This is a genomic window from Rhodococcus sp. 077-4 (genome assembly GCF_047782425.1).
In the GTDB taxonomy this organism is placed as follows: domain Bacteria; phylum Actinomycetota; class Actinomycetes; order Mycobacteriales; family Mycobacteriaceae; genus Rhodococcoides.
In genome coordinates, this window is record NZ_JAJPWC010000004.1 from 209,203 (window position 1) to 223,859 (window position 14,657).

Below are 14,657 nucleotides of genomic sequence, written 5' to 3' on the forward strand. Positions count from 1 at the left end.
AGCGAGTGCAGGACAAACTCGTATGGATCGATTGTGAAATGACCGGCTTGGACCTGAACAAGGACAAGCTGATCGAAATCGCGGCGTTGGTGACGGACAGTGAGCTCAACATCCTCGGGGATGGTGTCGACATCGTCATCCACGCCGACGACGACGCATTGGCGAACATGCCTGCCGTCGTCACCGACATGCACGCCAAGTCCGGTTTGACCGACGAGGTGCGCGCATCGACGGTGACGCTCGAGGAAGCCGAGCAACGCGTGCTGGCATACATAAAGGAGCACGTCCCGGTGGCCGGGACCGTTCCGCTGGCCGGAAACTCGATCGCGACCGACCGCGGATTCATCACCCGGGACATGACCGCGCTCGACACCTATCTCCACTACCGCATGATCGACGTCAGTTCCATCAAGGAGCTCTCTCGGCGGTGGTACCCGCGGATCTACTTCGGGCAGCCCGCCAAGGGGTTGGCGCACCGCGCTCTGGCGGACATCAAAGAATCCATCAAGGAGTTGCAGTACTACCGCCGTACGGTCTTCGTTGCCCCTCCGGGGCCCTCGACCAGCGACATCGCGGCCGTCGTTCAAGATCTCGACACGCAATCAGGGGCGGATTAGCAACCCGGGATTCAACCCGCTAGTATTGTCGACGCTGCTGATGCAGAGCTGAGAAAAGGTTCTGCGGATGCGTGCAATGGTGGGCGTAGTTCAGCTGGTAGAGCACCAGGTTGTGATCCTGGATGTCGCGGGTTCGAGTCCCGTCGCTCACCCCATAGAGAAACGCCTCTGACCCGGTATATCCCGGGTCGGGGGCGTTTCTCGTTTTGCGTCATGCAACGAACCATGCAACAGGAAAGCGGGATCGCGCGGGTGGGATGGATTGTTGACTGCTGGCATTGGTGGACTACTGCTCGCGTCGCAGCGACCTCCGCGGCAATCGGTGCGTTGGTCGCCGTGGTTACCGGCACCACTGCGGTTCGCACGCTCAAGCACAATCGACAGGCAACTCGACGCACCACTCGACCGATGATGGTCGCAACACTGAAGCCGACCGGCAAGATGACGGCGGGGATCTCGATCACTAATGCGGGCCAATCGATCGCCCGCAATGTTGCTGTCACGTTCGACCCTCCGCTGCCCACGCACGAGCGCTCGTCGGACGGGGAGAACAGCATCATCCCGCTGTTGCGCCGCAGATTCGCTAAATCGATCGGCGCGTGGGCACCAGGTCATACGGTCCATAGTGAGCTCCTTATCTCAGATGGCACTCGCGACGACGAGGGTCAACTTCTCAACGTCGACGGGATTCCGAGAGAGACGACAATCGTGTTCGTGTACGAAGATGACGATGCGAACTCTTACACCGAGAAGATGTCTCTCGACCCCACGCTCTTGGAAGGCGAGACCTGGTCAGTTCACAAGAACAACAAGGGTGGGAAAGAAGCCGTCACACACGACGGATCACCCTGGTTAAAGGACTAGTCGGACCCACTTGCCGCCGCCGAGAATCGATCAACCGCCGAGCGTTGCATCGTCGGGTTCACGTGCAAGTAGACGTCCATCGTCGTAGTGATCGTCGTGTGGCCGAGGCGCTCTTGCACCACATTCGGGTTCTCCCCCCACCATCAGCAAGATCGTCGCATGGCTGTGGTACCGGCCGTGCAGAGTCATGATCGGCAGTTCGTCGGATCCGAGGGCTGCCCGCCCCTTGACGACTCGACGGCCGAACATCTGCGATACCGAGATCGGATTACGCGCCGATCCGTCGAGGATGCCGAACACGTAGGCACTTGGTCGCACGAACTCCAGCGCCACCGCTCTCTTTGCAGCTCGCCACCGCTCAGCAACGAAACGGTCTCCGTGTCGATGTCGACGACGCGCGCGGTTCGACTTGGTACTTTTTACCTCGCCCGGCCCGCAGGGTCTGGAGCCCTTCGGACCTTGATTCGGTGCGTGTCGAATCCGATGCCATTCCACCGCAGCACGAGCAGTTCCGAGCGGCGGACACCCGTGTGCGACGACCAGCCACATCACGTACACCTCGTGATAGAACGTGTCCCTGTTCCATGTCAAGAATCTCCCAGTTGCGCAACCGACCAGGAGACCAACTCAGTCTGATCCCGTTTGACCGCCTTGGCCGTCGACGCCTTGACCAGGCTGCGTTTGCGCGCCGGGTTGACGGCGATCAGATTGTCATCGCGCCCGTCCTCGAACATCGTCGAGCGTGCTCAGTGCACTTTGTGCGTGGCGTCTCTAGCTCAACCCACCCGGTGTCCGCATGAGCGAAGGGTCGGGTCGTTGCAGGTCGGTGCACAGCTGTCCGAGCCGCGTCGGTGTCACTCTGTCGAGCCACCCAGCTCCGATCAATGGGTTCATGATTCTGGTCCGGTTCACACCACTCGGTGTGAATTCCTAGCCCCGAGAGATGCGTGGAACACACCTGCGTTCGGTACCAAGTAGGTTTGGCGAACCCTCGGGCCGCACATCCCGGCCACCTGTTGCTCCCTGGAGGCTCACGAATGAACAAACCCTGACCAGGAAGCGCTTCGCCCCGATGACTTTCAGGGTGTTGTACGGGCTTTGCATCTTGTGGGAGTAGTTGAACGGTCTGCTGCTGGAGACAAGACGTGAATGCTGCGGTCGTCGCATGGGCTGCGTGTTCGGTCGCCGGGCCACCTTCGGCACGACCCAACGACTTCATGAGTGTGAGATCGTACGATGGCTCTAGGTGATAACGACGGCTGACATTTCTGTAGGCGTGAGGCTAGGACCGATGAGGAGAACAGGTTGACATCAGCTGGTCGGAGCCAGTCGACCGACGCGCCAATCTTCCCCTCGGAGATTTTGCAGCGCATTACTGACGGAGCCGGCAGCCGCGTTGTTCTCGTAGTGGGTGCAGGGGTGTCCATGGAGCAGCCGACCGGTTTTAAGAGTGGCGCGTACTACTCGCGCGAGGCCCATCGACGACTTGTTGCAGATGGCGTCCTGGTCGACGGCGAGTGTGCAGACCCCGACGACCTTTCCGTGCTTGCTGACGTTCTATACGACAAGTACGAATCGCAGACCGCGCTGACCAGCCGCTTACCGAAAGAAGGATGGCGAACCGCGGCACCAAATTCCGGTCACCTAATCGCCGCCGCCCTGCTCATCGAAGGGGCACTCCGACACGTGATCACACTGAACTATGACTTGGCATTCCAACATGCGGTGACTGCACTGGGCAACAGCACAAACATCACATTCGTGGAGGGTCCGGACGAACACTCTGATCTTTCATCCCACTCTGTTGTGCATCTTCACAGAAGTGTCAATAAGCCTGAAGACACTTGGGTTCTCAGGAAGACTGCGCTCGACACAGATTGGGCCTCGGCGTGGGAGAGCGTGATTGCGGCCGCGAATTTATCTGCGCCTGTTGTCGTGTTCGTTGGTTTAGGCAGCCCGGCCAGCGTTCTCACTGAGAGCGTAAGCAACCTCGCGGCCAAGGCTCAATCTTCCTACTACTTGGTCGACCGCAACCCAGAGTCCAAGTTCCGCGATGCCCTGAGCTCGGATCTCACCGGCACCGTCGACCTTTACTGGGGCGAGTTCATGACGAAGCTCGCACAACGCGTAGCTGTCGAGCAACTGCAGAGGCTTCGCGACGCATATGAGCAGATGGTTCGGGAAGACCCAGAGATGAGGCTTCCCGGATTGGAGGACATTGCAACGCCAATCCAAGAGATTTCGCTGTTGAGCCTCGGTCGCGCTCGGGCAACATGGCTGTTGGGCAGTCACCCATATGCAGCAGAGGGCGATGCCTCTCGCCAAAGACAGATTGCACATCTGCTGCTGGCCACGGCTCGAATGTCTATTGCGTTCTCCGCAAGCTCCTTTGACTTGGATGAATATGGTCGACTCACCCTCACAGGCGGAAGTGGTTCAAACCTGGTCTTTGGTGTCGCTCACGGCGGAGGCACTAGCGCATGGAGCGCCATCAGCGCCAAGATTCGCGAACGAAACGAGAAGCTTGCGCCCCAGCAGCGAACAACTCTGGTCGTCGTGGCCGGGGCAAGAAATACGCACCAACCCAAAGTCGACGATTTGGTTAGAGATGACATCTCGGAGGACCTCATCCGAGGCGCAGACAGTATTAAGCCGATTTTCGCAGACGACTACTTTGGGCGGCCCGAGGCGGATATGAGATCCGCGGTTGAGGAGCTAAGACGATGACTGACGAGGTCGTGACGAATGATCTAGTGCTCGCTGAGGTTATCCGGCTGCTCGCGGAGTCAAATATTATCCGAGTCGACAGGCGTCGGCACCCGTCCTGGCCGATCGACTCGATGGCATTCGAGGACGAGTACTCGGTGATCGCCGTCTGGACGTTCGGGTCAGTCGAAGACCTCGTCGCCGGGTGGGGTGCGGCACAAGATCATGTTGTCGATTTCCTGGGCGCGAATGTGATCGCGACCGACCCGAAATCATGGGATGGGTACCTCATTCTTGTGGCGATGGATGGCGTTCCAGCGACATTAGTCGCAGAACTGAACAACGTGCGATCCGATACTCGACGCGTCCGTAAATTGGTGCTAACAGCAGACGATCTTCCCACTCGCGTCTCGGACCCACTAGAACTGGCACCGGCGGTGCGGAGAACGCTGGCACCGATCCTCGACCTCGACCTCGACACAACTCCGGGGAGGACTGACCCCTTGTTGTCTCTTCGTGGCCGCCTCGCGGGCACGCATAACCACAGCGCCCATCTCGATGTGCTAATCGCCGCATATGAGGCAGGGGAGTCCCCCCTGGAAGCACTTCATAGGCGATTGACCGAGACACATCCGACAGAAACGGACGCGCCATGAAAATTACCGGGATCACCATTGCAGGGTTTGGCGGCGTTTCGGGCGAGGTCAACATCGACCTCAACGCGGATGTTGTGATCGTCGTTGGTGCGAACGGCTACGGGAAGACGACAATCTGTAACGCAATTTCATGGGCTATCTCTGGCAGAAGCTCCAGCACGCAAGGACCACGAAACCTGTATAGCAGATCAGGAACTACAACGGTCGAATTGCAAACCGATTTCGATGGCGACGACGTTCTGATAACCAGGTCGCTGGAGAACCCGGATGAAACTGACTCCAGGAAGCTGCGTGCGCCCCTTCGAGTGCGAATCCAGAACGAAACACTCCGCGGCGGGGATGCCGAATTATGGCTTCGTCGGAATCTTGCCGGAAGCGATACCAACGAGGACTTCGACACGCTTGCACAATCGTTCGTCGACTCGATCTACCTGAAACAAGAGTCGCTTCGAGAGTTTCTGACCGGACGCCAGGACACTGAACGCTTCGAAGCAGTAGCAAGCATGGTGGGCGCTGGCCGCATACGAGAGTTCGCAGATGAGCTTCAGTCCCACAAGCGCGCATGGGTCCGTGCGGTCAACATGGCCAACTCGGCACTCGACGGCGATCGCGCGAAGCTTGAGGACCTCTCTACCTCCTTGTCCGCACTCGAAACCGAGATCACTAGAGCAAACGCTGCTGAGGTGACTGCCCGTTGGCGGAAGTGGCGCGATGCAGTCACAACCTTCGGCTTGTTGGCGGCCAACGAAGTCGAAGGATGGGAACTAAGCGAGCAGTCACTGATCAGATTGCGTGCAGTTCTCAATCAAGAACGCAGCGCGGTCGAGCAGGACGAAGTGTCGCTACTTGCGACTCGCGCGGAACTGAACGTGCCCCTTCCCGAGGGACCGGCCGATTCGGACTTAGATCGGCTTGAGGATCAGGTCGCTAATCTCGGGAGTCAGAAGACAGCGATTGAGCGCGAGGTGCTGACCCTTCGCGTCGCAGTTGAACAAGCGGATGCGGCGCTTCGGCAAGCCGGATCGATTCGTGAGGATCTCGCAAATATGGCAACAATCCTGCTCCGGCACGTCGCAGACAACTGCGCAGCCTGCGGCCAAGAGGTAGATCAGGATGTGTATCGTCGCCGCCTCGAAAGCCTCGCGAACGAGACCGAGGACCGGACTCTGCGAGAGGTCGCTGACTTACAGCGAAAACGACTTGAATCCTTGGAGGCGCTTCTAAGTACCCTCTCCTTGCAACTAGCGACAGCGTCCGATCGGCACCGTACCGCCCTTGAGCAGCGCGCATCGGCACTCGCAGCAAAGGATTATCGGGAGAGGCGACTCAATGAAGTGTTGACAACGCACCAAGATGATCAACAGGATCTGGAGGGCGAACAGGACCACGGAATTAAACGAATCGATCTTGAGCTAGACCGCATTGCTAGTCGAAAGTCTCAGATTACTCAAACACTGGAGTCTGGGCGACAGTTCGATGCAGCAGCCTCGCTAGGTTCATCAAAGGCGCGGCGTGACCGACTTGAAATCGAGTCCGAGGCACTCCGCGACTCACTGGCATCCAGCGAACAAGACATTGCGGCGCGGCGGCACACGAATGAGGTCGCCACCGAGCTTCTTGAGGCAGTGAAGGCCGACGCGGAGACGTTCGTCGCGAGCCGGTTGACGCAGCTTGAGCCACTCCTACGTCAGTTCTACGCAGCGATCGATCCGCATCCAACGTTTCGATCAGTCGAGATCGCTACCCGTCAGTTCGGAGGGAAACACCGGCTTACTCCCGTGTTGCGTGACGATGAGTTACGGGTCAACGTCCCTGAGCCCGGGGAAACACTCTCCACATCACAGGCAAACGCTCTGGCAGTTTCCTTGTTCCTTTCGTTCAACCTGGGGTTCGCGCCGACACATGTGAAGTCGTTGATCCTCGATGACCCGCTCCAGAACCTAGACGACGTGCATCTCCTCGGGCTCGTCGACTTGCTCCGCAAGATCCTTCCTCACCGGCAGCTGATCGTCACTACTCATGACCATGCCTTCGCCTCTCTCCTGGCGAGGAAGCTTCGCCCAGTCAGCGAAGACTTCCGAACGACCTATATCCGGTTCACTAAGTGGGATCGCAACGGCCCCGGCGTCGAACAGTGGGACGTTCCTGCCGAAACCAACCCGATGAAGCTCGTGCCCCAGTAGCGCCCGAGTCGTTGCGCAGGCCCCACTCCTGCCAACCCGAGTCGTTGCGCAGGCTCCGCTCCTGCCAACCCCGCACCCACCCTGACCTCGAATTACGTTGTTGTAATTCAGCTTTCGGGTTTCCTGTGGGGTTGATGTGACGTACGGTTGCAGATGGCACTTTTGGGGAAGAAAAGTACCAATGTGATTCATGTGTTTTCTGTACGTGAGTTCAGCATGCCCCCCGAAGCGTCACCGAACATGTTCTTACGTCCTGCTCGCACCCATCCGACGGGTGCACGGCGGGGCGAGACGAGGAGGCTTTTCGTGGGTCGCAGAATGCACAGAGTCATAGCGGGTTCGATCTTGTCGGCAGCACTGTGCATCGGCACAACCGGCTTGCTCAGCCCGGCGGTGGCCACCGCTCAACCCACGATCGACCTCCCGCAGATCCCGATACCGCAGCCCGACGCGCAGCAGCGGGCCGCGATTCTCGCCGCCGTGCTCGACGCGACCGGCGTTCTCATCAACCAGGTCGCTGCCATCGTTCTCGACAGCGATGTGCTCTCGACACCCGAGACCGAGTCCACGCCAGACCTGCCCGAGATCGAACTCCCGGCCGCGCCGCCCACCGTCGGCCTGGGCGGAGCAGTGCTCCCCATCGAGGCAGGAAAGTACCGCATCACTTCGGGCTACGGCGGACGCGACAACCCCACGGGCAACGGAGCGCAGTACCACCAGGGTGTCGATCTGGCCGCGGACAGCGGAACTCCCATCCATGCGGTGACCGGTGGAACCGTCGTTCAGGCCGGCGATGCGGGCGACGGCTACGGCAAGCTCGTCAGAATCAAGAGCGGCAACACCGAGACCTACTACGGTCACCAGTCCAGCATCTCGGTCGCGGTCGGCGACGAAGTGGCACCGGGCGACGTCCTCGGCGCGGTCGGCAGCACCGGCAACTCGACCGGACCGCACCTGCACTTCGAGGTCCGCAACAACGGCTCGAGCATCGAACCGGTGGCATACCTGAAGACACTCGGCATCGATCCCTCGCTGTATCAGACTCGCGACCGAAGCTGATCGACGACGCCCGGACCGGTCAGACCGTGGTGGCGTTCCCGGCTTTCCACTCGTCCCACGGGATGTTCCAGTCGCCGAGTCCATCGGTACCCGACAGCGTTCCACCGACGGTGTTCTTCACGACGACGATGTCGCCGCGCTTGGTGTTGTCGTAGACCCACTTCGCGTTCGTGGGACTCAGGTTCAAGCAACCGTGCGAGGCGTTCGAGTAGCCCTGCTGCCCCACCGACCACGGTGCGGAGTGGAAGAAGATGCCGCTGTAGGACATTCGCGTCGCCCAGTCGACCGGGGTGCGGTATCCGCTCGACGAGTTCACCGGCACACCGTAGGTCGAGGAATCCATCACGAGATGCTCGAAACGATCGCCGATGATGTAGACGCCGTTGTCGGTGGGCGTGCTGTCCTTGCCCATGGACGTCGGCATGGTGATCACGTCCTCGCCGTTGACGTTGAACGTCACCTGCTTGGTGTTGTCGTCGGCGGTGGCGATGACCGCGTCACCGATCGTGAACGAGGTGGTTGCGTTCTCCTGGCCGAAGATGTCGTCGCCGAGATCGCGCCCGTAGACGTTCACGGCCACGTCGACCTTGGTGCCCGGTGCCCAGTAGTTCTGCGGCCGCCAGCGAACTTCCTTGTCGTTGACCCAGTAGAACGCGCCCTCGACGGCAGGTGTCGTGGTCACTGTGATGGCGTTCTGAGCGGCCACCTTGTCGGTGATCGGTTCGTCGAACTGAACCGCAACCGGCTGGCCGATGCCGACGATGTCGCCGGGGTTCGGCAGTACGTACGGCTTGGTGAAGTTGCCGGGTTGACTGGTGGTGAAGCTCGATACGGTACTCGACGCTCCCCCGAGTCCGTACGCGTCGGCCTGGACGCGATATTCGCGGTCGTAGCCGAGCGGTTCGGTGTTGGTCCACGACAATCCGTCGGGCGAGATGGCGCCCGAGACCGGCTCCCCATCAGGGTTGAGCATCGTCACCGAGGACAACTTGCCGTCGGCAACAGTGACGGTCACCGCGTCGGCCGGCGAGTATCCGACTGTTCCGTCGAGGACGTTCGACGTGAGCTTCGGCTTCATGAGCTCGGTCATCGGGTTGGAATCGATCGGGACGGACGGTTCGGAGATGTCCGATCGCGGGCTGCAGCCCGACAGGACTGCCACCGAAGCGACAACTCCCACAGCCGCGAGTACGAATCCGCGAGACACCCTCATGAACACTCCACTTCCCACTTCGAGCCCGACTCGGACGATTGTGCCAGCGCAGAATCCTCACATTCCACTCGACAGCCCGTTCGATGAATAACGTTCGAGTACCAATCGCAATGCCGAAAGTTCGTGTTACCTCCTGTCCCGCTCCAGCGCACTCCGCGGGCTGCACATCACCGCCCCTCGCCGAGCACGGTGAGGACAACGTCATATCCGGCTAACTGACGTGTAATGGCCGCGCACCCTGGACCGGGCACTGTGGCACCCATGGTCACCACTGTGAAGACACTCTGCGCGTACTGCGGCGTGGGATGCGGCATGGTGCTCGAGGTCGGCGGCCTGCCCACGTCCTCGGATTCGACATCGGCCAGGCCCGTCGTCACCAAGTCCGTCGGCGACAAGTCTCATCCGGCCAACTTCGGCCGTTTGTGCACCAAGGGAACGACCACTGCGGACATGCTGGCCGGGCCAGGTCGCCTCGACAAAGCGCAGATTCGGCGCAACCGCGGCGATCGACCGGAGAGCACGGACACCTCGGTGGCCATCAACGACACCGCCCGGCGACTGCAAACCATCATCGACGAACACGGCCCCGATGCAGTGGCGCTGTACGTGTCGGGGCAGATGTCGATCGAAGCCCAGTACCTGTCGAACAAATTGGCCAAGGGGTTCATCGGCACCAACCAGATCGAATCCAACTCCCGGCTGTGCATGGCCAGCGCGGGAACCGGGTACAAGCAATCACTCGGAGCCGACGGCCCGCCCGGGTCGTACGAGGACTTCGACCACGCCGACGTATTCTTCGTCATCGGCTCCAACATGGCCGACTGCCACCCAATTCTATTCCTGCGGATGATGGACCGCGTCAAGGCAGGCGCAAAGCTGATCGTGGTCGACCCGCGTCGCACCGCCACCGCAGACAAGGCCCACTTGCATCTGCAACTCGAGCCGGGATCGGATCTGGCCCTGCTCAACGGGTTGCTCGCACTGATCGTCGAGGACGGCAACACCGACCAGGAGTTCATCGCAGAGTTCACCGACGGGTGGGACGCGATGCCGGAGTTCCTCGGCGACTACACGCCCGAAAAAGTCTGTGCTGCAACGGGTATCGACGAGAAGGATCTGCGCGCTGCGGCCGAGATGATCGGGACCGCAGACAACTGGATGAGCTGCTGGACCATGGGGCTCAACCAGTCGACACACGGCACCTGGAACACCAACGCGCTGTGCAACCTGCATCTGGCGACGGGTGCCATCTGCTCGACCGGAAGCGGCCCCTTCTCCCTGACCGGCCAGCCCAACGCCATGGGCGGACGGGAAATGGGCTACATGGGCCCCGGACTGCCGGGACAGCGGTCGGTGGTCAACGAGGCCGATCGCGAGTTCGTCGAGGATCGATGGGGTATTCCCCGCGGCACGCTGCGCAGCGATGTCGGCGGAGGGACCATCGAAATGTTCGCCAAGCTCGCCGCGGGTGAGATCAAGGCCTGCTGGATCATCTGCACCAATCCGGTTGCCTCGGTTGCCAACCGGACGACGGTGATCGACGGGCTCGAGCGCGCCGAGTTGGTCATCACGCAGGACGCGTTCGCAGACACCGAAACCAACGGCTACGCCGACGTCATGCTGCCCGCGGCATTTTGGACGGAGGCGCACGGAGTGATGGTCAATTCCGAGCGCAACCTCACTCTGTTCCAGCCCGCGCTCGAGGCACCGGGCGGGGCGTTGCCGGACTGGAAGATCATCGCCGAGATGGCCTGCGCACTGGGCTATTCGGACGCCTTCACCTATACCGGTGCCGAAGAAGTGTTCGAGGAGATCAAGGAGTTCTGGAACCCGAACACCGGCTACGACATCCGCGGAGTGACCTACGATCGCCTGCGAGAGAACCCCATCCAGTGGCCGTGCCCACCCGACGCGACCACCACCCGCCACCCGATCCGCTACCTCAACGACGGGGTCAGCCAGCGGCAACGAGTGTCCGAGGACGGTTCGATTCCCGCACTCTCCTTCCCCACCCCGACCGGTCGGGCCCAGTTCTTCGCCAGGCCGAGCATGGCTCCTGCCGAGATGCCGGACGACGACTACCCGTTTCTGCTCAATACCGGCCGCCTGCCCCACCAGTGGCACACCATGACCAAGACCGGCAAGGTCGCAAAGCTCAACAAGCTCGACTCCGGCCCGTTCGTCGAGGTGCACCCGATCGACGCCGATCGGCTCGGTCTGGGCGACGGCGACACCGTCGAGGTCGCGTCTCGCCGAGGTCGTGCCGTGCTCCCTGCTGTGCTCACCGATCGCGTGCGCCCGGGTAACTGCTTCACGCCGTTCCACTGGAACGACGAGTTCGGAGAATTCCTGGCTATCAATGCCGTGACCAACGACGCAATCGATCCGTATTCGCAACAACCCGAGTTCAAGGCGTGCGCCGTCACGCTCACGAAAGTTGCTGCGGCCCAGAGGCCGTCACCTGTGGACGACGGTAGTACTCACGATCCGGTCGACGCGCTGGCCGCGATAGTGGGCCGCCCCGCCCGGCCGGCCGAACCCTTCAGTACTGTCGAACAGCGCTACATAGCAGGGCTGCTCGACGGTCTGGGTAGTGCGGCGGGTCGTGCCGCCACAGGCATTCCTGCTCTGCCGTCGCAGACTCCCCTGTCGGCCGAGACGCACGCGTGGCTCGACGGCGTTCTCGCAGGCCTGTTCTCGCGCAGGCCGGAAGCCGACACCGCCGCGACGGCACGTTCAGCCGATTCCGTCGATCCGTCGCGCACGCCGGTGCTACTGCTGTGGGCCTCGCAAACCGGAACGGCCGAGGAGTACGCCCAGTCCTGCCTCACCCATCTACGGGGAGCCGGCCTGACGATCACGGAACACTCGATGGACTCCTTCACGGTCGACCGCCTGCCGGCCGAGGCCGATGTGCTGATCGTCAGCAGTACCACCGGCGACGGCGAGGCACCGGACAACGGCGCGACCTTCTGGGAGAGTCTGATCACCGATTCCGCACCCGAACTTCCCGGAATCCGTTATGCAGTACTGGCTTTCGGTGATTCGAGCTACGCGGACTTCTGCGGGCACGGGCGCAGGATCGACGAGCGCCTCACCGAAATGGGTGCCACTCGATTGGTCGATCGGGTCGACTGCGAACCGGACTACGAGAACGAGGCCGCAGCGTGGCTCGATTCGGTGGTCGACCGACTCAGGAGCGAGAACACCGACACCTCCGAACCCATCGCGCAGGCGCGTTCGGAGTCGACGGAACGCGCGGTTCCGATACCCTCCAGCGACACGACACCGGCGCGCTTCGGCAAGAAGTCGCCGCTGGTGACGACCCTCGTGCGTAATCGAGTGCTGACTGCGCGCGGATCGATGAAAGATGTTCGCCAACTCGGATTCCACGTACCCGACGGAACCCTCGAGTACGAGGCCGGCGACGCGCTCGGCGTCTGGCCACGCAACAGCGGTGAGTACGTCGACGATTGGTTGCATGCCACGGGGCTGAACGGCGACGCCGACGTAGAACTGGCCGAGCACGGATCGATGTCGTTGCGCACGGCTCTGGGCCGGCACCTCGAGATCGCCCGTGCGACTCCGGATCTGTTGAAGTTCGTGCACCGCCGAACTGCGGACGACGACCTGGAGTCGATGCTGCATCCCGACAACAAACATGCGCTGTCCGACTGGATGTGGGGACGGCAGGCCATCGATGTGCTTGCCGCTCATCCGGTTCGGGCGTCGATCGACGACTGGTTGGCGGTACTCAAGCCCTTGCAGCCGCGCCTGTACTCCATTTCGTCGAGCCCGAAGGAGAACCCCAACGAGGTGCAGGTGACTGTGTCCGCCGTGCGCTACAACGTGCACGGAGTTGCCCGACGAGGGGTGTGCTCGACTTATCTCGCGGACCATGCATCCAATCACGATGTGGGGATCTTCGTGCAGAGGTCCGCGCACTTCAAACCGCCGGAGGATCCCACCACTCCGATGATCATGGTCGGTCCGGGTACCGGTATCGCCCCGTTCCGTGCCTTCCTGCACGAGCGGCGAGCACTCGGGCACACCGGTCCCAACTGGTTGTTCTTCGGCGAACAACACGAGGACACCGATTTCTACTACCGCGACGAGCTGACGGCAATGCTCGGCGACGGTTCACTGAACCGCCTGGACGTCGCCTTCTCGCGCGATCAGAAGGACAAGGTCTACGTCCAGGATCGAATGCGCGAACACGGGGCGGAGCTGTGGAACTGGATTCACCGCGGCGCTCACTTCTACGTCTGCGGCGACGCGTCCAGAATGGCCAAGGACGTCGATGCCGCACTGAAGGGCGTAGTCGCCCAACATGGCAAGCTCGCTCCGAGCAGTGCCGAGGCCTACGTCAAAGCTCTTGCGGCAGAGAAGCGTTACGTACGCGACGTCTACTGAACGGGTGGAACCGTGCGGGTCAGGAATTCGAGCTGATCCTCCACGACTCGCTCGAACGCCTCGCCGAGGTAGATCTCGAAATGACCGGCGTCGTAGGTCTTGATCTCTCCGTGCGGTGCGGTCCGCGCGTAGCGCAGAGTGGCTTTCGCCGGAGCCACCGAATCGGTCTCGCAGACGACGAACAGGATGGGGCACCGGATGTCCTTTGCCCGACGTCCCGGCCGATGGCGCACGATCTGCAGCGCCACTCTGGCCGCGACCCGGTTGTGAAACGACTCGTCGGCCTCCGGCGCGAGGGCCAGGTAGCCGTCGTAGCTGTCGGGTGAAGTCATCAATGCGGTCGTCCCAGGTCGCCCGGCCGTGTTCACCATGAGTGGAGGTCGCCCGATCACCGATCCCGCCAGATCGCCCAGGGCACGCCCGGACAGCTTCAGGGACGTCCAGGTACTCGACGCGAGTCCCGATGCAATTCCGTCGGTGAACGGGCACTGCGACACCACGGCCGCGACGTGCTGGTCTCTGGCCGCTGCAACGATGACGTGACCCCCGCCGAACGACGAGCCCCACAACACGATTCGAGAGTTGTCGACGTCCTGCCGCGAGCGGGCGTACGCGATGGCCGACGCCCAGTCCTGCAGCTGCGATTCGATATCGAGCAGCTGCCGCGGCACGCCGGCACTGGCGCCGAAGTACCGATAGTCGAACACCAGGCAGGCATACCCAGCGGCACGGAAGCGCTCCGCGTAGGCGTCGAGCCGCATCTCCCGAGTTCCGCCGAGGCCATGGGCCATCACGATCACCGGAGCGGGCCGGCTCCCGATCGGCAGATAGAGCCACGCCGCGCAGGCGTCCCCCCGAGAATCGAACGTGACATCGATGCGATCAGGGACCGCGCCCCCCGGCTGCGAATTCATGTGCAGACCATAGCCCACCTGCACCCGCAGCG

General features: G+C 61.7%; 11 protein-coding genes and 1 tRNA gene. 8 read left to right on the forward strand and 4 right to left on the reverse strand.

Features of this window, described 5'->3' with window-relative positions; genetic code table 11:
* Window positions 1-5 precede the first annotated feature (5 nt).
* The 3 genes from orn (at window position 6) to ACNEOT_RS21400 (ending at window position 1,481) form a co-directional block, all read left to right on the forward strand.
* Window positions 6-617, forward strand: a complete 612-nt coding sequence (gene orn, locus ACNEOT_RS21390; protein ID WP_415976618.1) for an oligoribonuclease — start codon at window positions 6-8, stop codon at window positions 615-617.
* Window positions 618-696: 79 nt separating this feature from the next.
* A tRNA-His gene (locus tag ACNEOT_RS21395) sits at window positions 697-772 on the forward strand.
* Between the two features lie 58 nt (window positions 773-830).
* On the forward strand, window positions 831-1,481 hold the full coding sequence (locus ACNEOT_RS21400) for a hypothetical protein (RefSeq protein WP_415976619.1): 651 nt from the start codon (window positions 831-833) through the stop codon (window positions 1,479-1,481).
* Window positions 1,482-1,511: 30 nt separating this feature from the next.
* Here the strand turns inward: ACNEOT_RS21400 and ACNEOT_RS21405 are convergent, their stop codons facing one another.
* Window positions 1,512-1,814, reverse strand: a complete 303-nt coding sequence (locus ACNEOT_RS21405) for a hypothetical protein (protein WP_415976620.1) — start codon at window positions 1,812-1,814, stop codon at window positions 1,512-1,514.
* A 254-nt stretch (window positions 1,815-2,068) separates the two neighbouring features.
* Window positions 2,069-2,215 carry a hypothetical protein gene (locus ACNEOT_RS21410; protein ID WP_415976621.1) on the reverse strand — a complete coding sequence of 49 codons (147 nt, stop codon included), beginning with the start codon at window positions 2,213-2,215 and terminating at the stop codon, window positions 2,069-2,071.
* Window positions 2,216-2,906: 691 nt separating this feature from the next.
* On the opposite strand from ACNEOT_RS21410, the gene ACNEOT_RS21415 reads away from it, so the two are divergent.
* The 4 genes from ACNEOT_RS21415 to ACNEOT_RS21430 all read left to right on the forward strand — a co-directional run bounded on the left by ACNEOT_RS21415 (window position 2,907) and on the right by ACNEOT_RS21430 (window position 8,085).
* Entirely contained in the window at window positions 2,907-4,208 is a 1,302-nt protein-coding gene (locus ACNEOT_RS21415; protein ID WP_415976622.1) for a hypothetical protein, read from the forward strand.
* Complete coding sequence (locus ACNEOT_RS21420) at window positions 4,205-4,843, forward strand: hypothetical protein (protein ID WP_415976623.1); 639 nt, start codon at window positions 4,205-4,207, stop codon at window positions 4,841-4,843. The genes ACNEOT_RS21415 and ACNEOT_RS21420 overlap by 4 nt, the downstream gene beginning before the upstream one ends.
* A complete protein-coding gene (locus ACNEOT_RS21425; protein ID WP_415976624.1) occupies window positions 4,840-7,026 on the forward strand; it encodes an AAA family ATPase in 2,187 nt (728 codons plus the stop codon). Before ACNEOT_RS21420 ends, ACNEOT_RS21425 begins: the two co-directional genes overlap by 4 nt.
* A 318-nt stretch (window positions 7,027-7,344) precedes the next feature.
* Window positions 7,345-8,085, forward strand: a complete 741-nt coding sequence (locus ACNEOT_RS21430) for a M23 family metallopeptidase (RefSeq protein ID WP_415976625.1) — start codon at window positions 7,345-7,347, stop codon at window positions 8,083-8,085.
* A gap of 19 nt (window positions 8,086-8,104) precedes the next feature.
* On the opposite strand, the gene ACNEOT_RS21435 is transcribed toward ACNEOT_RS21430, so the two are convergent.
* Window positions 8,105-9,298, reverse strand: a complete 1,194-nt coding sequence (locus ACNEOT_RS21435) for a L,D-transpeptidase (protein ID WP_415976626.1) — start codon at window positions 9,296-9,298, stop codon at window positions 8,105-8,107.
* 261 nt (window positions 9,299-9,559) lie between these two features.
* Here ACNEOT_RS21435 and ACNEOT_RS21440 point away from each other — a divergent pair, with 261 nt between their 5' ends.
* Window positions 9,560-13,711, forward strand: coding sequence for a molybdopterin-dependent oxidoreductase (locus ACNEOT_RS21440; RefSeq protein WP_415976627.1), 4,152 nt, complete (start codon window positions 9,560-9,562; stop codon window positions 13,709-13,711).
* Here ACNEOT_RS21440 and ACNEOT_RS21445 read toward each other — a convergent pair.
* A complete protein-coding gene (locus ACNEOT_RS21445) occupies window positions 13,705-14,625 on the reverse strand; it encodes an alpha/beta hydrolase (protein WP_415976628.1) in 921 nt (306 codons plus the stop codon). The two genes, ACNEOT_RS21440 and ACNEOT_RS21445, sit on opposite strands and share 7 nt — an antisense overlap.
* Between the last annotated feature and the right edge of the window lie 32 nt (window positions 14,626-14,657).

Coding starts and splice junctions, on each gene's coding strand:
- ACNEOT_RS21400 (WP_415976619.1), top strand. CDS start 831: ATGCAACGAACCATGCAACAGGAAAGCGGGATCGCGCGGGTGGGATGG.
- ACNEOT_RS21410 (WP_415976621.1), bottom strand. CDS start 2,215: ATGTTCGAGGACGGGCGCGATGACAATCTGATCGCCGTCAACCCGGCG.
- ACNEOT_RS21415 (WP_415976622.1), top strand. CDS start 2,907: ATGGAGCAGCCGACCGGTTTTAAGAGTGGCGCGTACTACTCGCGCGAG.
- ACNEOT_RS21420 (WP_415976623.1), top strand. CDS start 4,205: ATGACTGACGAGGTCGTGACGAATGATCTAGTGCTCGCTGAGGTTATC.
- ACNEOT_RS21425 (WP_415976624.1), top strand. CDS start 4,840: ATGAAAATTACCGGGATCACCATTGCAGGGTTTGGCGGCGTTTCGGGC.
- ACNEOT_RS21430 (WP_415976625.1), top strand. CDS start 7,345: ATGCACAGAGTCATAGCGGGTTCGATCTTGTCGGCAGCACTGTGCATC.
- ACNEOT_RS21435 (WP_415976626.1), bottom strand. CDS start 9,298: ATGAGGGTGTCTCGCGGATTCGTACTCGCGGCTGTGGGAGTTGTCGCT.
- ACNEOT_RS21440 (WP_415976627.1), top strand. CDS start 9,560: ATGGTCACCACTGTGAAGACACTCTGCGCGTACTGCGGCGTGGGATGC.
- ACNEOT_RS21445 (WP_415976628.1), bottom strand. CDS start 14,625: ATGAATTCGCAGCCGGGGGGCGCGGTCCCTGATCGCATCGATGTCACG.